Origin of the sequence: Pseudomonas sp. M47T1, assembly GCF_000263855.1 — a bacterium.
In the GTDB taxonomy this organism is placed as follows: Bacteria; Pseudomonadota; Gammaproteobacteria; order Pseudomonadales; family Pseudomonadaceae; genus Aquipseudomonas.
This window is the reverse complement of record NZ_AJWX01000020.1, coordinates 1-22,176: the sequence shown is the minus strand read 5'-3', so window position 1 is coordinate 22,176 and position 22,176 is coordinate 1. Positions and strand designations below refer to the sequence as shown.

Sequence of the window (22,176 nt, the reverse complement as noted above, 5' to 3'; positions counted from 1 at the left end):
ATTGCAATTGCCATGCCGGTTGCCGGCAGGCGTTGTAACCTGTTGAAAGCCCTGAACTAGAGCGGTTTCAATAGGCTTGGAAAACCCCTCGTCCGTGAGAATGTTGCAAGATGTTTCCGTATGCACCATCACGGCCCCCGCAGCGGCCGTGACGGTAACAATTGGGGCGCTGGCCTTACGCTTCGCGCTTCACCACTAGGGTCAGAATGTCGTAGCTGGCCACCACTTCATCGTGCTGGTTGGTCACTTCCACGTCCCACGCCACCACGCCTTGCGGGATGCCTTGGGGGCTCTGCTTGCCCTGGTCGATCTTGCGCTTGCAGGTCAGCCGCGCCCGGATGGTGTCGCCGATGGCCACCGGGTTGATGAAGCGCAGGGTGTCCAGGCCATAGTTGGCCAGCACCGGGCCTTCGCCAGGGGAGACGAACAACCCGGCCGCTGCCGACAGCACGAAATAGCCATGGGCGATGCGCTGACCGAACTGCGAGCGGCGGGCAGCGATCTCATCGAAGTGCATGTAGAAGTGGTCACCCGACAGGCAGCCGAAGTTCACCAGGTCGGCCTCGGTGACGGTGCGGCGGTGGGTGAGTAGCGACTCGCCGATCTGCAGGTCCTGGAAGTGACGACGGAACGGGTGCACCTCGGTTTCGATGACGTCGGCGCCGCGCACGTATTCGCCGGTGATGGCCGCCAGCATGGTCGGCGAGCCTTGGATGGCCGCGCGTTGCAGGTAGTGCTTCACGGCGCGCAGGCCGCCCAGTTCCTCACCGCCACCGGCACGGCCGGGGCCGCCGTGCTTGAGTTGCGGCAGCGGTGAGCCGTGGCCGGTGGATTCGGCGGCGGCGTGGCGGTCCAGCACCAGCAGGCGGCCGTGCCAGGCGGCGGCGGCCGGGATGGCCTTGGCAGCAATCTGCGGGCTCCTGGTGACCAGGCTGGCGACCAGGCTGCCTTTGCCGCGGGCGGCCAGCAGCAGGGCTTCATCCAGGTCGTCGTAGGCCATCAGCGTGCTCACCGGGCCGAAGGCTTCGATGTCGTGGGCGCCGCCTTCGGCGTGGGCGTCGCGGGCGTGCAGCAGGGTGGGGGCGAAGAACGCGCCCTCGGCCACGCCCTCGCCACGCGGGTTGAACCCGTCGGCAGCGCCGAACAGGGTGTCGCAGCTGTGCTGCAGCAGTGCCAGGCGCTCGCCCACGTCACGTTGCTGGGCGTGGGAGGCCAGGGCGCCCATGCGCACGCCTTCCACGGACGGATCGCCGACCACCACTTTGGCCAGGCGCTCGCGGATGCGCGTGGCCACCGCGTCCAGGTGCTGACGCGGGACGATGGCGCGGCGGATGGCGGTGCATTTCTGCCCGGCCTTGGTGGTCATTTCGCGCACCACTTCCTTCACGTACAGCTCGAACTCTTCGTCATCCGGGGTCACGTCCGGGGCCAGGATGGCGCAGTTCAGTGAGTCGGCCTCGGCGGTGAAGGGCACCGAATGGCGGATCAGGTTGGGCGTGACGCGCAGCCTGGCGGCGGTGTCGGCCGAGCCGGTGAAGGTCACCAGGTCCTGGCCTTGCAGGCGATCGAGCAAGTCGCCGGTGCTGCCGATCACCAGTTGCAGGCTGCCGGCGGGCAACAGGCCGGATTCATCCATCAGGCGCACCACGGCTTCGGTCAGGTAGCTGGTGGCCGTGGCCGGCTTGACCACGCAGGGCATGCCCGCCAGGAAGCACGGCGCGAATTTTTCCAGCATGCCCCAGATGGGGAAGTTGAAGGCGTTGATGTGCACCGCCAGGCCGCCGCGTGGCACCAGGATATGGCTGCCGGCAAACTGGCCGAGCTTGCCCAGGGGGAAGGCGGGACCTTCATGCACCACATTGCCCGACGGCAATTCACGGCTGCCGATGCCGGCGTAGCTGAACAGCGTGGCGTTGCCGCCTTCGATGTCGATCCAGCTGTCGGCGCGGGTGGCGCCGCTGTGGTGGGACAGGGCGTACAGCTGCTCCTTGCGCTCGGCCAGGTACAGGGCCAGGGCCTTGAGGCGCTGGGCACGTTGCTGGAAGTCGAGGGCGGCAAGGCTCTGGTTGCCGATGCGGCGGCCGTGGTCCACGGCTTCGGCAAAGTCCGGGGCTTCTTCATGGGTCCGGGCCAGGGGCTGGCCATTGAGGGCGCTGCGCAGGGTTTGCGCGCCGTGCTGGCCGACCCAGCGGCCGGCGATGAAGGATTGCAGGGTGGGGGTCATGGGAAAGGCTCCGCAGGCATTGAAATTGTTGTTGGGGTTCAGGGCCTTTGTTGGAGCTGGCTTGCCAGCGAGCTTTTGAGGCCGCTGAAAAGCTCGCTGGCAAGCCAGCTCCAACAGGTCGATTGGAGGGGGTGTCAGATCTGATCGAAATCCAGCACTACTTTCTGGCTGACCGGGAAGGTCTGGCACGACAGCACATAGCCGGCCGCCACCTCGTAATCCTCCAGTGCATGGTTGGCGTCCATCTCTACCTCGCCTTCGATCACCTTGCATTTGCAGGTCGAGCACACCCCGGCCTTGCACGAATAGGGCAGCTCGGCGCCGATGGCATTGCCGGCGTCCAGCACGCTGACGGTGTTGCGCGGCAGGTCGAAGGCCAGGGCGCGGCCGTCGCTGATCACGGTGATCTGGCTGACCGCCGAATCCACCTGGCGCGCCGCTTCGCGGGCCTGGCGCTTGTGGCCGTCGTCGGCGGCGCCAAACAGTTCGAAGTGGATGCGCCGGGCGTCCATGCCGTGGGCCTTGAGCTGGTCGCGCACGGTCTCGGTCATGGCCTGGGGGCCGCAGATGAAGGCGGCGTCCAGGGTTTTCACGTCTACCCAGCGGCTGAACAGGCGCTGGCACTTGTCGGCGTCGATGCGGCCGTTGTACAGGTCCACGTCCTGCTGCTCGCGGCTGAACACGAACACCAGGTTCAGGCGTTGCAGGTAGCGGTTCTTCAGGTCTTCCAGCTGCTCGCGGAACAGCGCGCCGGAGCTTGAGCGGTTGCCGTACAGCAAGGTCACGTGGCTGTGCGGCTCGTGTTCCAGGGTGGTCTTGATGATCGACAGGATCGGCGTGATACCGCTACCGGCCGCCACCGCCAGGTAGCTGCCATGACGCGCCGGGTCCAGCGCCACGCTGAACTCGCCGGCCGGCGGCATCACCTCCAACTGGTGGCCAGGCTGCAACTGTTCGTTGGCGTAGGCGGAAAAGCGCCCGCCGGCGACTTTTTTGATCGCCACCCGCAGCTCGTTGTCGTTGACCGCGCTGCAAATGGAGTAGGAGCGCCGCACTTCTTCGCCGTCCAGCTGGGTGCGCATCACCAGGTGCTGCCCCTGGGTGTAGCGAAATTGGTCCTGCAGGTGCGCCGGTACGTCGAAGACGATCGACACGGCGTCGCGGGTTTCGGCGCGGACCTGCTTGATGGACAGGCTGTGGAACTGGCTCATTATTATTCTCCGTTTCCCATCAGATGCACTTGAAATAATCGAACGGCTCGCGGCACTCGACGCAGCGGTACAGGGCCTTGCAGGCCGTGGAGCCGAACTGGCTGAGCAGCTCGGTGTGCGCGCTGCCGCACTGCGGGCACAGCACCTGGGGGGCCTGGCCCAGCAGCGTGCGTTTGCTGGTGCTGCCCTCGGGCGGGGCGATGCCGTATTCGCGCAGTTGCTCGCGGCCGTAGGGGGTGATCCAGTCGGTGGTCCAGGCGGGGGTCAGTTGCCGTTGCAGCCGTGGCGCATCGAAACCGGCCTGTTCAAGGGCCTCGCGGATGTCGCTTTCGATCACCTCGGTGGCCGGGCAGCCGGAGTAGGTAGGGGTGACTACCACCTGCAGGTGTCCGGCGTCCCAGCCCAGGTCGCGGACGATGCCCAGCGCTACCACGCTGACCACCGGCACTTCCGGGTCCATGACCTGGTCCAGCACGTGCCAGGCCTGGGCCAGGTCGCCGGCCTGCTGCGGCCGCGCGCCCCGGTCGCTGACGATCAGCTCACCAGGTCGCATCGGGGTAGGCTCGTGGCAGGTACTGCATGTCGGCCAACAGCAGGCCCAGGTGCTCGCTGTGCAGGCCCTGGCGGCCGTCGAGGTAGAACGGGCTGGCGGGCTCGGGCAGCGGCAGGGTGGCGCGGGAAAACACATCGGCGACCTTGGCGCGCCAGGCGGCCGCGACTTCCAGCGGGTCGGCGATCAACCCGGCAGCGGCCAGGCGCTGCTCGGCGTCGCTGGCGTTCACCAGTTCCACAGTGAAACGCCAAACCTTGGGCAATGCCGCGAGCATGCGCGCGTGGCTTTCCTCGGTGCCGTCACCGAGGCGCTCCACCCATTCGGCGGAGCGGCGCAGGTGGTAGGTGACTTCCTTCAGGCCCTTGGCGGCGATGCCGGCGATGCGCGCGTCGCTGGACGTGCTCAGGCCGTGCAGCACCTGAAAGTGCCAGGCGTCGTAGAAAAACTGCTTGAGGATGGTCACCGCGTAATCGCCGTTGGGCTGTTCCACCAGCAGCAGATTGCGCAGTTCGCGCTCGTTGCGCAGGAAGGCCAGGGCGTCGGCGTCGCGGCCGTCGTCCAGGCGCTCGGCGGCATACTCCAGCCAGTGGCGCGCCTGGCCGATCAGGTCCAGGCCGACGTTGGCCAGGGCCAGTTCTTCTTCCAGCGCTGGCGCATGGCCGATCCACTGGCTCAGGCGCTGGCCCTGGATCAGGGCGTTGTCACCCAGGTGCAGCAGGTAGTGGCTCAGGTCGTGTTCGATGGTCATGGTCGGCCTCACATGTGCCCGACTTCAGGCGGCAATTCGTAGAAGCTGGCGTGGCGGTAGACCTTGTCGTCGGCCGGGTCGAACAGCGGGTCCTTGTCATCGGGCGAGGAAGCGGTGATCAGCGCCGAAGGCACCACCCACAGGCTGACGCCCTCGCTGCGGCGGGTGTAAAGCTCGCGGGCATTCTCGATGGCCATGGCCGCATCGGCGGCGTGCACGCTGCCCACGTGCTTGTGGTTGAGGCCGTGCTTGCTGCGCACGAAGACTTCGAACAGGGTCCAGTCGGACATGGGGTTTCTCCAGCTCAGGCGGCGTTCTTGTTGTGGTGTTTGCGGGCATGGGCCACGGCGGCTTCGCGCACCCAGGCGCCATCCTCGATGGCCTGCTTGCGGGTGGCCACGCGCTCGGCGTTGCAGGGGCCGTTGCCCTTGAGCACTTCGTAGAACTCATCCCACTGGATGGCGCCGAAATCGTAGTGGCCGGTCTCGGCGTTCCACTTCAGGTCCGGGTCGGGGCAGGTGCAGCCCAGCAGTTCGAGTTGCGGAATGGTCTGGTCGACGAAGCGCTGGCGCAGTTCGTCGTTGCCCTGGCGTTTGATTTTCCAGGCCATGGACTGGGCGCTGTTGGGCGAGTGCTCATCGCTGGGGCCGAACATCATCAGCGCCGGCCACCACAGGCGGTTGATGGCGTCCTGCACCATGTCCTTCTGGGCTTGGGTGCCGTGACGCATCATGGTCAACAGCATTTCGTAGCCCTGGCGCTGATGGAAGCTCTCTTCCTTGCAGATGCGCACCATGGCCCGGGCATAGGGGCCGTAGGATGTGCGTTGCAGCACCACCTGGTTGACGATGGCCGCGCCGTCTACCAGCCAGCCCACCGCGCCCATGTCGGCCCAGCTCAGGGTGGGGTAATTGAAGATGCTCGAATACTTGGCCTTGCCGGCGTGCATCTTGGCAATTTCCGTATCGCGATCGGCGCCCAGGGTTTCCATGGCGCTGTACAGGTACAGGCCGTGGCCGGCTTCGTCCTGGATCTTGGCCAGCAGCTGCAGCTTGCGCTTGAGGGTAGGGGCGCGGGTCAGCCAGTTGCCTTCGGGCAGCATGCCGACGATTTCCGAGTGGGCATGCTGGGAGATCTGGCGAATCAGGGTTTGCCGGTAGGCGTCGGGCATCCAGTTCTTGGCTTCGATCTTGATCTCGGCGTCGATCTTTTCTTGGAAGGCGCGCTCCTGGGCGTCCATCTCGTCGAGGGTCTTGAGGCGCTTGACGCCGGTTTCCACTAGCTGTGCATACATGAGGGGTCTCCGCCATGAGGGGGGGCATGGCTATTTTATAAGTGATACGGAATTAAATATCAAACACAAAATATGCGTATCAAATAAATTTCCGTATCGCTTTCTGCGGGTGCACCGATGTAGCCGCTGCCGCCAGGCTGCGCTGGCCCTTTGCCTCGCTGAATATCTTCAGTGTGGGTAAGTGCCAGCGCAGCCTGCGGCAGCGGCTACAGGGGGTATCAGATGCGCTCCTACGCCGCGATACAGACGACGCCGGCCTGTAGCAGCTGCCGCATGCTGCGTCCCAGGCGGCGCGGTGTGCCAGGCAGTGCGCGGCGTCCGTGACGCGGCCTGGCGGCCGCTGCTACAGGTTGCTCAACACCATGGAGTGTCAGCTGCGCTTGTCGAAGACGTGCGCCGCCTTGCCTTCCGAACGTTTGAGGGAGTGCAGCGGTTGCAGCAGCACCCGGGTGGTGATGCCGATGTAGGTCTTGATCTGCTTGCTCAGCTCGCCGCACACGGCTTGCTGCTGGGCCGCGTCCAGGTGTTGGTGTTCCGGCCGCAATTCGACATGGACGTCCACTGAATCCAGGTTGCCGTTGCGATACAGGTGCATTTCATAGCACTCGCAAAGCTGTTTGATTTTCAGCACCTGTTCCTCCACCTGGGTGGGGAACACGTTGACCCCGCGGATGATCAGCATGTCGTCACTGCGCCCGGTGATCTTGTCCATGCGCCGCATCGGCCGGCCGCTGCCGGGCAGCAGGCGGGTGAGGTCGCGGGTGCGGTAGCGGATCATCGGCAGCGCCTCCTTGCTCAGGGAGGTGAACACCAGTTCGCCGAACTGGCCGTCCGGCAGCACCTGGCCGGTGACCGGGTCGATGATTTCCGGGTAGAAGTGGTCTTCCCAGATGGTCGGGTGGCCGCGGCTGTCGGCGCATTCCATGGCCACACCCGGGCCCATGATTTCCGACAGGCCGTAGATGTCCTGGGCAGTGATGCCCAGCCGGCGCTCGATGGCGCCGCGCAGTTCGTCGGTCCAGGGTTCGGCGCCGAAGATGCCCAGGCGCAGGGCAAGTTTTTGCGGGTCGATGCCCTGGCGCTCGATCTCGTCGGCGATGTTGAGCATGTACGACGGCGTGACCATGATGATGTCGGGGTTGAAGTCGCGGATAAGCTGCACCTGCTTCTCGGTCTGCCCACCCGACATGGGGATTACCGTGCAGCCCAGGCGTTCGGCGCCGTAGTGGGCGCCCAGGCCGCCGGTGAACAGGCCGTAGCCGTAGGAGATGTGCACCTTGTCGCCGCGCTTGCCGCCGGCGGCGCGGATCGAGCGGGCGACGATATTGGCCCAGGTGTCGATGTCGTTCTGGGTGTAGCCCACCACGGTGGGCTTGCCGGTGGTGCCGCTGGAGGCGTGCAGGCGCACCACGTCCTGCTGGGGCACGGCGAACATGCCATAGGGGTAGTTGTCACGCAGATCGTTCTTGCCGGTGAAAGGGAACTTGCCCAGGTCTTCCAGCGATTTCAGGTCGTCCGGGTGCAGGCCCAGGGCGTCGAAGCGCTGCCGGTACAGCGGTACGTTCTGGTAGGCGTGGTTGAGGCTCCAGCGCAGGCGTTGCAGTTGGTGGTCGCGCAGTTGGTCAACACTGGCGGTTTCAAACGGGTCCAGCAAGGCTTCAGGGTTGAGGTGCATGTTCATGGCTTCACTCGAATTGTTCTTGTGTGAGTGTCCGGCGGGCGTCGTGGCGCCTGCCCATAGGCTTACAGGCGTTCGATGATCAAGGCAATGCCCTGGCGCACGCCGATGCACATGGTGCACAGGGCGTAGCGGCCGTTTATCTGTTCCAGCTGGTGCAGGGCGGTGGTCACCAGGCGCGCGCCGCTCATGCCCAGCGGGTGGCCCAGGGCGATGGCGCCGCCGTTTGGGTTCACCCGTGGGTCGTCGTCGGCCAGGCCCAGCTCGCGCAGCACGGCCAGGCCCTGGGCGGCGAAGGCTCGTTCAGTTCGATCACGTCCATGTCGGCCAGCGCCAGGTGGGCGCGTTCCAGCACCTTGCGCGTGGCCGGCACCGGGCCGATGCCCATGATGCGTGGCTCGACGCCGGCGGTGGCCATGGCCACCACCCGGCCGCGCGCCTTCAGGCGGTAGCGGTCGGCCATTTCCGGGCTGGCCAGCAGCAGCGCGCAGGCGCCGTCGTTGACCCCCGAGGCGTTGCCGGCGGTGACGCTGCCGTTGGCGCGGAACGGCGTGCCCAGTTTCTGCATCTGTTCAAGGGTAGTATCGCCGCGCGGGTGCTCGTCGTGCTCTACGACCTTGGCCGGGCCCTTGCGCTGGGGGATGCTGACCGCGACGATTTCCTGCGCCAGGCGGCCGTTGGCCTGGGCGGCTGCAGCGCGCTGCTGGCTGCGCAGGGCGAAGGCGTCCTGGTCGGCGCGGGAGATGTTGAACTGGGCGGCGACGTTTTCGGCGGTCTCGGGCATCGAGTCGATGCCGTACTGGGCCTGCATCAGCGGGTTGACGAAGCGCCAGCCAATGGTGGTGTCGTACAGCTCGGCCTGGCGCGAAAACGCCGTTTCGGCCTTGCCCATCACCAGCGGCGCGCGCGACATGGACTCCACGCCGCCGACCAGCATCAGCCCGGTCTCGCCGCTGCGGATGGCCCGCGCCGCGCTGCCCACCGCGTCCAGTCCCGAGCCGCACAGGCGATTGAGGGTGGTGCCCGGCACGCTCACCGGCACACCCGCCAGCAGCGCCGCCATGCGCGCCACATTGCGGTTGTCTTCGCCGGCCTGGTTGGCGCAGCCGTAAATCACGTCGTCGACCTGGCTCCAGTCCACCTGCGGGTGGCGCTCCAGCAGCGCGCGCAGGGGGATGGCGCCCAGGTCGTCGGCGCGCACGCCGCTCAGGGCGCCGCCATAACGGCCGATGGGGGTGCGTACTGCGTCGATGATAAGGGCGTCAGTCATGAGGGTTCTCCGGCGTCAGCACGCTGCCGCGCACTTGGTAGGACTTGCCCCGGAACAGGGCGATCAGTTGGCCGTTCTGGTTTTCGATGCGCACGTCGTAGGTGCCGGTGCGGCCGCGGCGGCTTTGCTCCTGGCAGGTGGCGGTGAGCACGTCGCCCACCGGCACCGCGCCGATGTACTCGATGCTGCAGCCCTGGGCCACGGTGGCCAGGTCGTAGCTGTTGCAGGCCATGGCGAAGGCCGAGTCGGCCAGGGCGAAGATGAACCCGCCGTGGCAGGTGCGATGGCCCTGCAGCATGTCCGGGCGCACGCTCATGCTCAGTTGCGCGTAACCGGCGTCGGCGTCCAGCAGGTGCAGGCCCAGGGCCTGGCTGGCGGCGTCGCGGGCCAGCAGGGCCTGGGCGCATTGCTGCGCCAGGTCGCGGGCGGTGGCGTCAGTCATGCAGGTGTCTCCCTTCGGCCAGGCAGCGGCGCAGCAGCAATGAGGGCCGGTAGCGTTCTTCGCCATAGGCCGCTTGCAGGTGTTGCAGCACGGTCAGCACGCTGTCCAGGCCCAAGGTGTCGGCCCAGGCCAGCGGGCCACGGGGGTAATTGACCCCGGCGCGCATGGCCAGGTCGATGTCGGCCACCGAGGCCACCCCTTGCAGGGCGGCGTCGGCGCCTTCGTTGGCCAGCATCGCCACGGTGCGCAGCACGCACAGGCCGGGGGTGTCGCTGAGGGCGCTGACGGCCAGGCCGGCGCGGGTCAGCAGGGCCACGGCCTGGTCGACGGCAGCCGGTGCGGTGTCGCTGGCCCAGGCGATGCCGACACGGCGCGCGCTGGCAAAATCCAGCGTCAGGTCCAGCAGCACCAGGTTCTGCAGGCCCTGGTCGCGGGCGCGCTGGCTGGCCATGCGCCCGTCGGACAAGGCCAATACCGCTTCGCCGCAGCGCAGCAGGCCATTGCCGGGACGGCGGGTGACGGCCACCCCCTGGCTTTCCAGGCGGGCCAGCAGGCCGTCGAACAATGCCGGCAGGCCTTCGGCCACGCAGTGCTCGACGATGGCGTTGCTGCTCAGGCTGCGGGGCAGGGGGCGTTGGGCACCCTCGCGGTAGTCATAGAAACCCTGGCCGCTCTTGCGCCCCAGGCGGCCGGCGTCCACCAGCTCCTTCTGGATCAGCGAGGGCTGGAAGCGCATGTCCTGGTAATAGGCGTCGAACACCGAGCAGGTCACCGCGTAATTGACGTCGTGGCCAATCAGGTCGGTCAGCTCGAAGGCGCCCATGGCAAAGCCACCGGCCTCACGCAGCAGGGCATCGAGGGTGGCGCTGTCGGCGGCGCCTTCCTGCAACAGGCGCAGGCTTTCGGCATAGAACGGCCGGGCCACGCGGTTGACGATAAAGCCCGGTGTTGAGCGGGTGTGCACCGGCTGCTTGCCCCAGGCGCGGGCGGTGTCGTACAGCGTGTGCGCCGCTGCGCTGGCCGTGGCCAGGCCGCTGACCACTTCCACCAGGGCCATCACCGGTGCCGGGTTGAAGAAGTGCAGGCCGGCAAAGCGCTCGGGGTGTGCAAGCTCGGCGGCTAGGGTGGTGATGGACAGCGACGAGGTGTTGCTGGCCAGCAGGCAGTCGGGGGCGCACAGGCTTTCCAGCTCGGCGAACAACTGACGCTTGACTGCCAGTTGCTCGACGATGGCCTCGATCACCAGGCGCGCATCGGCCAGCTGGGGCAGGGCATCGCAGGCCTGCAGGTTGGCGAGGCAGGCCAGGCGTGCGCTGTCGGCGAGCTTGCCGGCCTTGACCCGCTGGCCCAGGCGCTGGTCGATGCCGGCGATGGCCTGGGCGGCGGCGCCGGGGCGGTTGTCGTAGAGCTTGACCGGGTGCCCGGCCTGGGCGGCCACCTGGGCGATGCCGGCGCCCATGGCACCGGCGCCGATCACCGCCACCTGGGCGGACAGAGGCAATGCAGGCATGGCTCAGTTCCCCTTGAACACGGCAGGGCGTTTGTCCATGAAGGCGGCCACGCCTTCGCGGTAGTCGTGGCTGCGCCCGGCCAGGCGCTGCAGGTCGCGCTCCATCTCCAGTTGCTGGTCCAGGCTGTTGTCGAAGCTGGCGTTGAGGCTGCGCTTGATCAGCGCCAGGCCGTAGGTGGGCTGGGTGGCCAGGTGGCGGGCCAGTTTCAGCGCTTCGTCGCGCAGCTCGGCGTCGTCCACGCAGCGGTAGATCAGGCCCCACTGCTCGGCCTGTTCGGCGCTCAGGCGCTCGCCCAGCAGGGTCAGCGCCTTGGCCCGGGCCATGCCCACCAGCCGTGGCAAGGCCCAGGTGCCGCCCGAATCGGGGATCAGGCCGATCTTGCAGAAGGCCTGGATAAAGCTGGCCGAACGCGCCGCCAGCACCAGGTCGCAGGCCAGCGGGATATTGGCCCCGGCGCCGGCGGCCACGCCGTTCACCGCGCAGATCACCGGCATCGGCAGTTCGCGCAGGGCGCGGATCAGCGGGTTGTAGAACTGCTCGATCGACTGGCCCAGGTCCGGGGCTTCGGCGCCGGGGGCGACGTTGCGGTCGGCCAGGTCTTGGCCGGCGCAGAAGCCGCGGCCTTCGCCGGTCAGCAACAGCACGCGGACGCTGGCGTCCTGGCGCACGCGCTTGAGGGCTTCGCGCACCTCGCCGTGCATCTGTGCGTTGAAACTGTTGAGTTGCTGGGGACGGTTGAGGCTGAGCAGGGCTACGCCGTCATCGATGCTGAACAGAAGGGTGTCGAAGGTCATGGGTGGGGTGCCCCTGGAAGGTGAACGGGTCGGGTTACTGGCCACGGAATTGCGCGCGGCGTTTGTCTTGGAAGGCGCGGATGCCTTCGTCGCGGTCCTGGGTGCCGGCCAGCAGCGTGAAGGCGTGGCGCTCGAAGCGCAGGCCGCTGGCAAGGTCGGTGTCCTGGGCCTTGAGCAGCGCCTCCTTGGCCAGGCGCACGGCCAGCGGCGCCTTTTCGGCAATGCGCCGGGCGATGGCCAGGGCGCGTTCCACGGTGAATTCCGGCTCGGTGATTTCGCTGATCAGCCCGGCCTGCAGGGCCTGGCGCGCGCCGATGGGCTCGCCGGTGAGCACCATCTGCATGGCCAGCGACTTGCCCACCGCCCGCAACAAGCGCTGGGTGCCGCCGGCGCCGGGCATGATCCCCAGGTTGATTTCCGGCTGGCCGAACAGTGCGTCGCGGCCGGCGATCAGGATGTCGGCGTGCATGGCCAACTCGCAGCCGCCGCCCAGGGCGTAGCCGTTTACCGCGGCGATCAGCGGTTTGCTGAACGCGGTGATGCGCTGCCACGAGGCCACGCGCGGGTCATTGAGGATGCCGACCAGGTCGCGCTCGGCCATCTCCTGGATGTCGGCCCCGGCGGCGAAGGCCTTGCGGCTGCCGGTCAACACCACGGCGCGGGTGTGCGGACACTGCTCGGCGTCGCTCAGCGCGTCGGTCAGCTCGGCCAGCAAGGGGGTGTTGAGGGCGTTGAGCGCCTCGGGGCGGTGGAGGGTGATCAGGCGGACCGAGTCCAGCCGTTCGACAGTCAGCAGCACGGGCATGTCGGGTGCCTCACGGGTGTGCCCGGCGTACGTGGCCGGGCTGATTATTGGAGCGGCTGGGGTGGCCGATGGGATGAGTATAATCACAATGTGATACGGAAAAACAATACAGAAAATAATTTATGTGTCTTTAATGGTGATGCCACTGTCTGCTTTGTGGGAGCGGGTTCTACCCGCGAAGCAGGCGCCGCGCGGCATCAGATGCACGGGCGGCGTCCTTTTCGCGGGCAGAGCCCGCTCCCACACCCTCTGCATCCCGATCATCAGGCAGCGGTTGGTCATTGACATCGACATCTGGCAGGCAGCGCAACACACCTGGCACGCAGGCAAAAAACTGCACCCGCCGCTTTGATTAACCTTCGGCCAAAGCCCTCTGCAAGGAACCCCCATGAGCAACCACAACGTCAGCCCACTGCCCAGTGTCGAAGCCTTCCTCAAGCGCCAGCACGGCCTGTACATCGACGGCGGCTGGGTGGCCGCACGCGGCCAGGGCAACCTGCCGGTATTCAACCCGGCCAGCGGCCAGCAGATCGCGGCCACCGCCGATGCCGATGAAAGCGATGTAGACCGGGCGGTCCAATCTGCCCACAAAGCCTTCACCTCCGGCGTCTGGTCACGCCGCCTGCCGGCCGAGCGCGAGCGCATCCTGCTGCGCTTCGCCGACCTGCTGGAGCAACACGCCGAAGAGCTGGCACAGCTGGAAACCCTGGAGCAGGGCAAGTCCATCGCCATCGCCCGCGCCTTTGAAGTGGGCAGCACCCTGAACTGGATGCGCTACACCGCAGGCCTGGCCACCAAGCTGTCCGGGCGCACCCTGGACCTGTCGATCCCGGTGCCGGAGGGCGCGCGCTACACCGCCTTCACCCGCAAGGAGCCAGTCGGCGTGGTGGCCGGGATCGTGCCGTGGAACTTCCCGCTGATGATCGGCATGTGGAAGGTGATGCCGGCCCTGGCGGCCGGCTGCTCCATCGTCATCAAGCCGTCGGAAATCACCCCGCTGACCCTGATGCGCATGGCCGAACTGGCCACCGAAGCCGGGGTGCCCCCGGGCGTGTTCAACCTGGTCACTGGCAGCGGCGGCGTCTGCGGCCGAGTACTGACCAGCCACCCACTGATCAGCAAAATCAGTTTCACCGGCTCCACCGCGACCGGAAAGGGTATCGCGAGAAGCGCTGTTGATCGCCTGACGCGTATCACATTGGAGCTGGGCGGCAAGAACCCCGCCATCGTGCTCAAGGACGCCGATATCCAGCAGGTGGTGGAAGGCCTGATGATGGGCAGCTTCCTCAACCAGGGCCAGGTGTGCGCGGCCAGTTCGCGCATCTACGTAGAGGCGCCGATCTTCGATCAGCTGGCGGCGGCCTTTGAAGGGGCGGTCAAGGGGCTGACCGTGGGGCCGGGCATGAACCCCGGGTTCCAGATCAACCCGCTGGCTTCCCAGCCGCATCAGGCCAAGGTGCTGGCCTACCTTGAGGATGCGCGGCGTCAGGATGCCGAACTGATCACCGGCGCCAAGGGGCCGGACGCCAATGGCTTCTACGTGTCGCCGACGCTGGTGATCAACCCCGACAACCGGCTCAAGCTGACCCGCGAAGAAGTGTTCGGCCCGGTACTGTGCCTGAGCCGCGTGGATGATGTGGAGCAGGCGCTGGCGCTGGCCAACGACTCGGATTATGGCCTGACCGCCAGCCTGTGGACCCGCGACCTGAATGCGGCGATGAACCTGACCCCGCGTATCGAAGCGGGCACGGTATGGGTCAACAGCCATACGCTAATCGATGCCAACATGCCGTTTGGTGGCTTCAAACAGTCCGGCACCGGGCGTGATTTTGGTGCCGATTGGCTGGATGCGTTCACTGAAACCAAGTCGGTGTGCATACGCCACTGATCTGTTGCCTGTGGGGGCTTGTCAGCCCCCACAGGGCTTAGCCAAGGAAATAACAACATGACTCTCAAAGTCGGTCATCGCCTGCTAACTCTGATGTTGCTCGCCAGCACTGCCCACGCCGACACCGGCCAGGCCATCATCGACGCCGACCAGCACCCCGAGAACTGGTTGAGCTACGGCCGTACCTATTCCGAACAACGTTTCAGCCCGCTGGACCAGATCAACACCACCAACGCCAAAGACCTGAAGATCGCCTGGTACTACGACCTGGACACCAACCGTGGCCAGGAGGGCACGCCGCTGGTAGTGGATGGCGTGATGTACGCCACCACCAACTGGAGCAAGGTCAAGGCTTTCGACGCCGCCACCGGCAAGCTGCTGTGGGGCTATGACCCCAAGGTGCCGGGTGATGTGGCCGCCCGCGGCTGCTGCGACACGGTCAACCGTGGCGCCGCCTACTGGAACGGCAAGATCATCTTCGGCACCTTCGACGCCCGCCTGATCGCCCTGGACGCCAAGACCGGCAAGCTGGCCTGGAGCGTCGACACCATCCCCCGCGATGCGCACCTGGGCAATGTCAAAAGCTACACCATCGATGCCGCGCCCCGGGTGGCCAAGGGCGTGGTGGTGATCGGCAACGGCGGCGCGGAAATGGGCGCCCGTGGTTTTGTCTCTGGCTTCGACGCCGAGACGGGGGCGTTCAAATGGCGCTTCTACACGGTGCCGGCGCCGGACAACAAGCCCGACGCCGCCATCTCCGACAAGCCCCTGAGCGAGTTGGCCTACAAGACCTGGGGCCCCAACGGTACCTGGAAGCAGTCCGGCGGCGGGGGCACGGTGTGGGACTCCATGACCTATGACCCGGTCACCGACCTGCTGTACATCGGCGTCGGCAACGGCTCGCCGTGGAACTACAAGCTGCGTTCCGAAGGGGTGGGCGACAACCTGTTTCTGGGCAGCATCGTCGCCGTGCGCCCGGAGACCGGCGAGTACGTGTGGCACTTCCAGGAAACCCCGCAGGACCAGTGGGACTTCACCTCCACCCAGCACATCATCACCGCCGACATTCCGGTGGCGGGCAAGCAGCGCCACGTGATCCTGCATGCACCCAAGAACGGTTTTTTCTACGTGCTGGACGCGGCCACCGGTGAATTCCTGTCCGGCAAACCCTACGTGCCGGTCAACTGGGCCACCGGCCTGGACCCCAAGACCGGCCGCCCCCACACCGTGCCTGATGCGCTGTATTCCCTGACCGGCAAACCATGGCTGGGCCTGCCGGGCGATCTGGGTGGCCACAACTGGCAGCCCATGGCCTACAGCCCGCAGACCGGCCTGGTCTATATCCCGGCCCAGCAGATTCCATTCGGCTACGTGGCCAGCGACAACCCGCAACTGCACCCGGTGGGCCTCAACCTGGGCCTGGACATGGCCAAGATCGGCCTGCCGGATGACCCCAAGGTCAAGACCGAAGTGGCCAAGGCCCTGCAGGGTTGGCTGGCGGCCTGGGACCCGGTCACCCAGAAGGAAGTGTTCCGCGTCGACCACAAGGGCCCGTGGAACGGCGGCGTGCTGGCCACCGGCGGCGGCCTGGTGTTCCAAGGGCTGGCCACTGGCGATTTTCATGCCTATGACGCGCGTACTGGCAAGGACCTGTTCCGCGCCTCGCTGCAGAGCGCGGTCATGGCCCCGCCGATCAGCTATGCGGTCAACGGCAAACAGTACATCGCCGTGGAAGTGGGCTGGGGCGGCATCTATCCGCTGTTGATGGGCGGCATTGCCCGCACCTCTGGCTGGACGGTGAACAAATCGCGGGTGGTGGTGTTCGCCCTGGACGGCGACAAAACCCTGCCGCCGCTCAATGACAAAGGCTTTTTGCCGGTCAAGCCGCCCGCGCAGTTCGACAGCGCCAAGGCCGACAGTGGCTACGGCGACTACATGACTTTCTGCGCCGCCTGCCATGGCGACAACGGCGAGTCGGGCGGCGTGCTGCCGGACCTGCGCTGGTCGGGCGCCATCCGTGCCCGCGATGCCTTCTACCGTGTGGTTGGGCAGGGTGCGCTGACCGCCTATGGCATGGACCGATTCGACGCCTCCATGAATGGCGAACAGATCGAAGCCGTGCGCCAGTTCCTGCTCAAACGCGCCAACGCCACCTATGAGCGTGAAGTGCAGGCCCGGCAGAACCCCAGCGGCACGCCGGACAACATCGGGCCGGTGTTCAAATGAGCGGGGTAGCCATGAAGACCTTCACACTGTTGCTGGGCGCAAGCCTTGCGGCCACGGCGCTGGCCGATGAGGCGCCCATCGTCAGTCGCGGGCAGTACCTGGCGCGCCTCGGAGATTGCGCCGCGTGCCACACGGCGGTGCAGGGGCCGTTGTTTGCCGGCGGGCTGGCGATCGAGTCGCCGCTGGGGCGGCTGTACTCCACCAACATCACCCCCGACCGGCAAAACGGCATCGGCGAGTACTCGCTGGATGATTTCCGCCGCGCCGTCACCGAGGGCGTGCGCAAGAACGGCACCAGCCTGTACCCGGCCATGCCGTATCCGTCCTATGCGCGCATGAGCGAGGCGGACATCGCCGCGCTGTATGAGTATTTCATGCACGAGGTGCCCGCCGTTGCGGCCGCCAACCACGCGGTGGATATCCCTTGGCCGTTGTCCATGCGCTGGCCGTTGCGGGTGTGGCGGGCGATGTACGCGCCTACGCCGGTGCCCTTTGATGGCGGCCGTTATGCCGACGCCCAGGTCGCCCGCGGTGCCTACATCGTGCAAGGGCCTGGGCACTGCGGCTCGTGCCATACCGACCGTGGCCTGGCCTTGCAGGAAAAGGCGTTGGATGACCGTGACGGTGCGGCCTACCTGGCGGGCGGATCGATCATCGATGGCTGGTCCACGCCCAACCTGCGTGGTAACGCCCGCGGCGGGCTGGGTGCCTGGAGCGAAGAAGACCTGGTACGTTTTCTCAAGACCGGACGCACCGACCACACCGCCGCCTTCGGCGGCATGGTCGACGTGATTGCCTGGAGCACCCAGTACCTGACCGACGACGACCTGCAGGCCGTGGCCAAGTACCTCAAGACCCTGCCTGCCGACGGCCCGCAACCTGCACGTCAGGCACCGGTCGGGGTGTTGGCGGGCAGTCCCGGCGAGCAGGGCTACCTGGACCATTGCGCGCTGTGCCATGGCGCAGGCGGGCAGGGCGTGGCACGGATGTTCCCGGCGTTGGCGGGCAACAACCTGGTGATCAATGACCAGCCGCAGTCGCTGCTCAAGATCATCCTGGAAGGCGCCAGCCTGCCGCCCAGCCATTGGGCGCCGTCCACGGTGCACATGCCGGGGTATGCCAGCGTGTTGTCGGACCAGCAGGTGGCGGCCATCGGCAACTACGTGCGCCAGGCATGGGGCAATGAGGCCAAGGCGCAGCTCACTGCCCAGGCAGTGGCGCAGGCGCGTGCGCCGCAGGTGGAGGCATTGGGCAAGGATCGGGCAGACATCGGTTGGCAGACCGTGCGGCCGCAGCCGTATGGCAGCCAGTGGTCGTTTTCCATTCAGCCACATGGCCCTGAGGAGGCCGGCAGGTAAACGGTGTCGCCTGCTTCCCGAGCTTCGCCCGGTCCCACAGGTGTCTCAGTGTTGTGGGACCGGGCGAAGCGCGGGAAGCAGACAACACCGTATCAATGATACCGCTTGCGGTACTCACTCGGCGCCACGCCAAAGCGCGCCTTGAACGCCGTGGTGAAGTAGCTGCTGTTCACAAACCCCCACTGGTACGCCACCACCGCCATCTTGTCCCGTGCGCTGCCGTCACGCAGGCTCTGCGCACACAGGTCCAGGCGCTGGTTGCGGATGTACTGGGCCACGCTGTGGCCATGGCGGCCAAACACCCGGTACAGCCCGCGCATGGAAATGCCGCAGTGCTGCGCCACTTGCTCGGGCGTCAGCTCGGTGTCGCACAGGTGCCGGTCGATCCATTCCACGCAGCGCCGGTAGGCCTTTTCCTGCCCATCCGGCGGCTCGTCATTGCGCAGCAGCGCCGGGCGCAACAGGCCGATGATCGCATCCAGCACCGCTTCGCTTTCGCCATAGGACAGGTCATCGCGCACCCGCGTGCTCATCAGCAGTTGCGTGGCCAGGCCCGCCACCGCCACCTGCGCCGAGACCTTCTGCCCGGCACCAACGCCGCCGTGCTTGAACATCCCCTCAACCCGCTCGTAAGGCACAATCAACGACAGTTGCCGTGCGCGCCCTTCATAGGTGAAGTCGCTGGGGCAGTGGTTGTCGATGAACATGATGTCCCCGGCCCGCAGGGTTTCACGCACATCACCCTGGCGCATGTGGGTGGCGCCTTCGAGTTGGAACACTGCGAAGAAATGATGCGCCGAGCTCTGGTCCACCTCGCCACGCTGGCGCACCAGCCGCGCCTGGGCCGCCTGCACCACGCTCATCTTCAGCGCCCCCTGGCGATGCTCGACGATATCGCCCTGGAACGCCGCGCCCGTGGCCTGGCCGCCGAACCGGTCGCAGATGCGGTTGATGGAGTTCAGCCAGCCTTCGAACGAGGCGGCAGGGGATGGGTTCATGATCATGCCTCACACCGTTGTTGTCGTTATCTGTGTGCGGCGCAGCAGCGCCTGATGAAAGTAAACATTGATACCGCGCGTTAATCCAGTTCTGTATCGCTTTTCAGATGAAAGAACGGCAGGGAGTCGAAAACGCCTGGCACGCAGAGGGTAAGTCCAGTGCCTGGTTTTGTTTAGATTGGGTATCACATCGATCCAGCCCATAACAACGACAATCAGGGTAATGTGATGACCACACAACGCTCCATCCCCCTCGCCATGCTGATGCTGCTGGCCGGCACCGCCCAGGCCGACATCAAGCCCGACTCCGGCGACTACGCCGCCTTGCCGCCAGGCACTGACCTGGCGCTGTTGTACCAGCAGAACCCGCGCATCGACAAGTCTTACCTGGGCGGCCACAAGGTGGCCGACAACCTGGACCTGGACCTGACGGTGGAGGTGCTGCGCCTGGTGCACTTCAGCGAGTTCTTCAACACCGGCCTGATCTGGGACCCGCAGATCATCGTGCCCTACGGCCATCAGGACATCGGCGCCAGCGGCCAGAAAAACACCGGCATCGGCGATGTCACCTTCGGCGCCACCGTGTGGACCCTGGCCGATATGGAACGCAACCGCCATCTGGGCTGGTCGCTGTTCATCACCGCGCCCACCGGGGCCGACAAGAACCAGGGCTTTGCCCTGAGCAACAGCCGCTGGGCGGCCGACCTGCAAGTGGGCTACGTGCATGGCTTCGACAGCCACTGGACCTGGGATGTGGTCGGTGAAACCGAGTTCTACGGCGAGCAGCGCGACACCGGCGCCCATCGCGACCCGCTGGTGCAGTTGCACAACCACCTGCGCTACAACTTCACCCCGCAAACCTCGGTGGCGCTGTCGTACCGGCACAATTGGGGCTCGCGCGAAACCCTGGACGGCGAAGTGCTGGACAGCAGCCACAACAACGGCACCGTGGGCTTGAGCGCCACCACCATGCTGGGCAAGCAGTGGCAATTGATGGGTCAATACTGGCGTGACGTGACGGTGCGCTCGGGGCCGATGACCGAGCATTCGATCCAGTTCCGTCTGGCTTACATTTATTGAGGTCGCGTCTGGTTGATTTATGTGATACATAAAAACAATAATAAATGCGTTTTGTGTATTTATAGGTTCAGTGAGGATTCCATGGCCTGCTACAGCCTTGATGGCTTGACCCCCGTCGTCGACCCCAGCGCCTACGTGCACCCCACGGCGGTGTTGATTGGCGACGTGATCATCGGCCCCCATTGCTACGTGGGGCCGCTGGCCAGCCTGCGCGGGGATTTCGGGCGGATTGTGCTGGAGGAGGGCGCCAACCTGCAGGACACCTGCGTGATGCACGGCTTTCCCGACAGCGACACGGTGGTGGCGCGCAACGGCCACATCGGCCATGGCGCGGTGCTGCACGGCTGCCACATCGGCGCCGACGCGCTGGTGGGCATGAATGCGGTGGTCATGGATAACGCGCGCATCGGTGCGCGCAGCTTTGTTTCCGCGACCGCCTTCGTCAAGGCCGGCTTCGAGTGCCCGGAGCAATCGCTGGTGGTGGGCACCCCGGCCAGCGTCAAGCGTACCCTCAGCGACCAGGAAGTGGCATGGAAGCAGGCCGGCACCCGCGAATACCAGCAACTGACCCGCCGCTGCCTGGCCGGCTTGCGCGAATGCACGCCGCTGGCCCAGGTGGAAGATGATCGCCCGCGTCTGCACGTCAGCCAGCACCAGCCCAAAAACGTATAGAAGTGATACTGAGAGTGGCCCCCAGGGGGCCGCTGTCGGTATATTTATTCTTTTGTCTTGCACGGGCTGCCCATGTCGTCGCTTACGCCACTCAATCAACTGATCGCGCGGTTCCAGCAACAAGTCCCGATTCGCGCCAGCTCGCTGATCGTCACCCTGTACGGCGATGCCATCGAACCCCATGGCGGCACGGTATGGCTGGGTAGCCTGATCCGGCTGCTGGAGCCGATGGGCATCAACGAACGGCTGATCCGCACCTCGATTTTCCGCCTGACCAAGGAAAACTGGCTGACCGCCGAAAAGGTCGGCCGACGCAGCTACTACAGTCTGACCGGCACCGGCCGGCGTCGTTTCGACAAGGCCTTCAAGCGCGTGTACAGCGCCACGCAGCCGGCTTGGGACGGCGCCTGGTGCCTGGTGATGCTGACCCAGTTGCCTGCCGCCTTGCGCAAGGAAGTACGCGAAGAACTGGAATGGCAGGGCTTTGGCGCCGTGGCGCCGACCGTGCTGGCCAGCCCGCGCATCGAGCGCACCGACCTCAACACCACCCTGGCCGACCTGGGCGCGCTGGAAGACACCATCGTGTTCGAGACCACGGCGCAGGACGTGATGGCCTCCAAGGCCCTGCGCCTGCAGGTCAAGGAAAGCTGGAACATCGAGGAACTGGCGGCGCATTACAGTGAGTTCATCCAGTTGTTCCGGCCTTTGTGGCAGGCGCTGCGCGAGCAGGACAGCCTGGACCCCGAAGAGTGCTTCCTGGCGCGTACCCTGTTGATACACGAGTACCGCAAGTTGCTGCTGCGTGACCCGCAATTGCCGGACGAGTTGCTGCCGGGGGATTGGGAAGGGCGTGCAGCGCGGCAGTTGGCGCGCAATATCTACCGGTTGATCTACGCCCAGGCCGAGGCGTGGTTGAACACGGTGATGGAGACCGCGGATGGGCCGTTGCCGGAGGCGGGGGAAAGCTTCTACCGGCGCTTCGGCGGGTTGCGCTGAAAGCACCGCCACCTGTAGCAGCTGCCGAAGGCGGCGTCCCGGTCGCCGCGTAGTGGCTGACTCACCGCGGCGCCTTTGACGCAGCCTTCGGCAGCTGCTACAGGACGGTGTCGCCTGCATCGCGGCCAAGGCCGGCTCCTACCACGGCCGGCGTAGGAGCCGACTTTAGTCGCGATGCAGACGACGCGGTTCCCTGTAGCAGCGGCCGCCAGGCCGCGTCACAGGCGCTGCGGAGTATCTGATACACCGCGCGCGCCAGACGCAGCCTTCGGCAGCTACACCCCTCTGTGGGAGCGGGTTCTACCCGCGAAAAGGACACCGCGTAATACCTGGCACCCTGTGGCGCCCTTTTCGCGGGTAGAACCCGCTCCCACAAAGACAGTTGCTGCTACGGGACGGTGTCGCCTGCATCGCGGCCAAGGCCGGCT

General features: G+C 66.1%; 18 protein-coding genes and 1 pseudogene. 6 read left to right on the top strand and 13 right to left on the bottom strand.

What is annotated here, in order from left to right; genetic code table 11:
- Positions 1–175 precede the first annotated feature (175 nt).
- The 12 genes and pseudogenes from paaZ to paaF form a co-directional block, all read right to left on the bottom strand.
- The gene (gene paaZ, locus PMM47T1_RS19700) at positions 176–2,224 is read right to left on the bottom strand and encodes a phenylacetic acid degradation bifunctional protein PaaZ (RefSeq protein ID WP_008372178.1); all 2,049 of its coding nucleotides are present in this window, start codon (positions 2,222–2,224) and stop codon (positions 176–178) included.
- 134 nt (positions 2,225–2,358) lie between these two features.
- Positions 2,359–3,435 (bottom strand): 1,2-phenylacetyl-CoA epoxidase subunit PaaE, encoded by a 1,077-nt coding sequence (gene paaE, locus PMM47T1_RS19695; RefSeq protein WP_008372177.1) that lies wholly within the window; start codon positions 3,433–3,435, stop codon positions 2,359–2,361.
- A gap of 19 nt (positions 3,436–3,454) precedes the next feature.
- Positions 3,455–3,988: a 1,2-phenylacetyl-CoA epoxidase subunit PaaD gene (gene paaD / locus PMM47T1_RS19690; protein ID WP_008372176.1), complete on the bottom strand. Its 534-nt coding sequence runs from the start codon at positions 3,986–3,988 to the stop codon at positions 3,455–3,457.
- The gene (gene paaC, locus PMM47T1_RS19685) at positions 3,975–4,736 is read right to left on the bottom strand and encodes a 1,2-phenylacetyl-CoA epoxidase subunit PaaC (protein ID WP_008372175.1); all 762 of its coding nucleotides are present in this window, start codon (positions 4,734–4,736) and stop codon (positions 3,975–3,977) included. The genes paaD and paaC overlap by 14 nt, the downstream gene beginning before the upstream one ends.
- Before the next feature lie 8 nt (positions 4,737–4,744).
- Positions 4,745–5,026, bottom strand: a complete 282-nt coding sequence (gene paaB / locus PMM47T1_RS19680; RefSeq protein ID WP_008372174.1) for a 1,2-phenylacetyl-CoA epoxidase subunit PaaB — start codon at positions 5,024–5,026, stop codon at positions 4,745–4,747.
- A 14-nt stretch (positions 5,027–5,040) separates the two neighbouring features.
- Entirely contained in the window at positions 5,041–6,030 is a 990-nt protein-coding gene (gene paaA, locus PMM47T1_RS19675; RefSeq protein WP_008372173.1) for a 1,2-phenylacetyl-CoA epoxidase subunit PaaA, read from the bottom strand.
- Positions 6,031–6,400: 370 nt separating this feature from the next.
- Entirely contained in the window at positions 6,401–7,711 is a 1,311-nt protein-coding gene (gene paaK, locus PMM47T1_RS19670; RefSeq protein WP_008372172.1) for a phenylacetate--CoA ligase PaaK, read from the bottom strand.
- A gap of 62 nt (positions 7,712–7,773) precedes the next feature.
- A pseudogene (pcaF, locus tag PMM47T1_RS19665) lies at positions 7,774–8,978 on the bottom strand (3-oxoadipyl-CoA thiolase).
- Entirely contained in the window at positions 8,971–9,420 is a 450-nt protein-coding gene (paaI, locus tag PMM47T1_RS19660) for a hydroxyphenylacetyl-CoA thioesterase PaaI (protein WP_008372171.1), read from the bottom strand. Before paaI ends, pcaF begins: the two are co-directional and overlap by 8 nt.
- A complete protein-coding gene (paaH, locus tag PMM47T1_RS19655; RefSeq protein WP_008372170.1) occupies positions 9,413–10,930 on the bottom strand; it encodes a 3-hydroxyacyl-CoA dehydrogenase PaaH in 1,518 nt (505 codons plus the stop codon). The genes paaI and paaH overlap by 8 nt, the downstream gene beginning before the upstream one ends.
- Positions 10,931–10,933: 3 nt before the next feature.
- Positions 10,934–11,725 carry a 2-(1,2-epoxy-1,2-dihydrophenyl)acetyl-CoA isomerase PaaG gene (gene paaG / locus PMM47T1_RS19650; RefSeq protein ID WP_008372169.1) on the bottom strand — a complete coding sequence of 264 codons (792 nt, stop codon included), beginning with the start codon at positions 11,723–11,725 and terminating at the stop codon, positions 10,934–10,936.
- Between the two features lie 34 nt (positions 11,726–11,759).
- Complete coding sequence (paaF, locus tag PMM47T1_RS19645; protein WP_008372168.1) at positions 11,760–12,530, bottom strand: 2,3-dehydroadipyl-CoA hydratase PaaF; 771 nt, start codon at positions 12,528–12,530, stop codon at positions 11,760–11,762.
- A gap of 388 nt (positions 12,531–12,918) precedes the next feature.
- On the opposite strand from paaF, the gene PMM47T1_RS19635 reads away from it, so the two are divergent.
- The 3 genes from PMM47T1_RS19635 to PMM47T1_RS19625 are packed head-to-tail and all read left to right on the top strand — an operon-like array spanning position 12,919 to position 18,002.
- A complete protein-coding gene (locus PMM47T1_RS19635) occupies positions 12,919–14,418 on the top strand; it encodes an aldehyde dehydrogenase family protein (RefSeq protein WP_008372166.1) in 1,500 nt (499 codons plus the stop codon).
- A gap of 57 nt (positions 14,419–14,475) precedes the next feature.
- On the top strand, positions 14,476–16,644 hold the full coding sequence (locus PMM47T1_RS19630; RefSeq protein WP_008372165.1) for a PQQ-dependent dehydrogenase, methanol/ethanol family: 2,169 nt from the start codon (positions 14,476–14,478) through the stop codon (positions 16,642–16,644).
- Between the two features lie 11 nt (positions 16,645–16,655).
- Positions 16,656–18,002, top strand: coding sequence for a cytochrome c (locus tag PMM47T1_RS19625; protein ID WP_008372164.1), 1,347 nt, complete (start codon positions 16,656–16,658; stop codon positions 18,000–18,002).
- 92 nt (positions 18,003–18,094) lie between these two features.
- Here the strand turns inward: PMM47T1_RS19625 and feaR are convergent, their stop codons facing one another.
- Positions 18,095–19,000 carry a transcriptional regulator FeaR gene (gene feaR / locus PMM47T1_RS19620; protein ID WP_043301290.1) on the bottom strand — a complete coding sequence of 302 codons (906 nt, stop codon included), beginning with the start codon at positions 18,998–19,000 and terminating at the stop codon, positions 18,095–18,097.
- Between the two features lie 228 nt (positions 19,001–19,228).
- Here feaR and PMM47T1_RS19615 point away from each other — a divergent pair, with 228 nt between their 5' ends.
- The 3 genes from PMM47T1_RS19615 to paaX all read left to right on the top strand — a co-directional run bounded on the left by PMM47T1_RS19615 (position 19,229) and on the right by paaX (position 21,748).
- Complete coding sequence (locus tag PMM47T1_RS19615; protein WP_008372162.1) at positions 19,229–20,080, top strand: transporter; 852 nt, start codon at positions 19,229–19,231, stop codon at positions 20,078–20,080.
- Positions 20,081–20,161: 81 nt separating this feature from the next.
- Positions 20,162–20,752 carry a phenylacetic acid degradation protein PaaY gene (gene paaY, locus PMM47T1_RS19610; RefSeq protein WP_008372160.1) on the top strand — a complete coding sequence of 197 codons (591 nt, stop codon included), beginning with the start codon at positions 20,162–20,164 and terminating at the stop codon, positions 20,750–20,752.
- 72 nt (positions 20,753–20,824) lie between these two features.
- Positions 20,825–21,748 (top strand): phenylacetic acid degradation operon negative regulatory protein PaaX, encoded by a 924-nt coding sequence (gene paaX, locus PMM47T1_RS19605; protein ID WP_008372157.1) that lies wholly within the window; start codon positions 20,825–20,827, stop codon positions 21,746–21,748.
- The last annotated feature ends 428 nt before the right edge of the window (positions 21,749–22,176 follow it).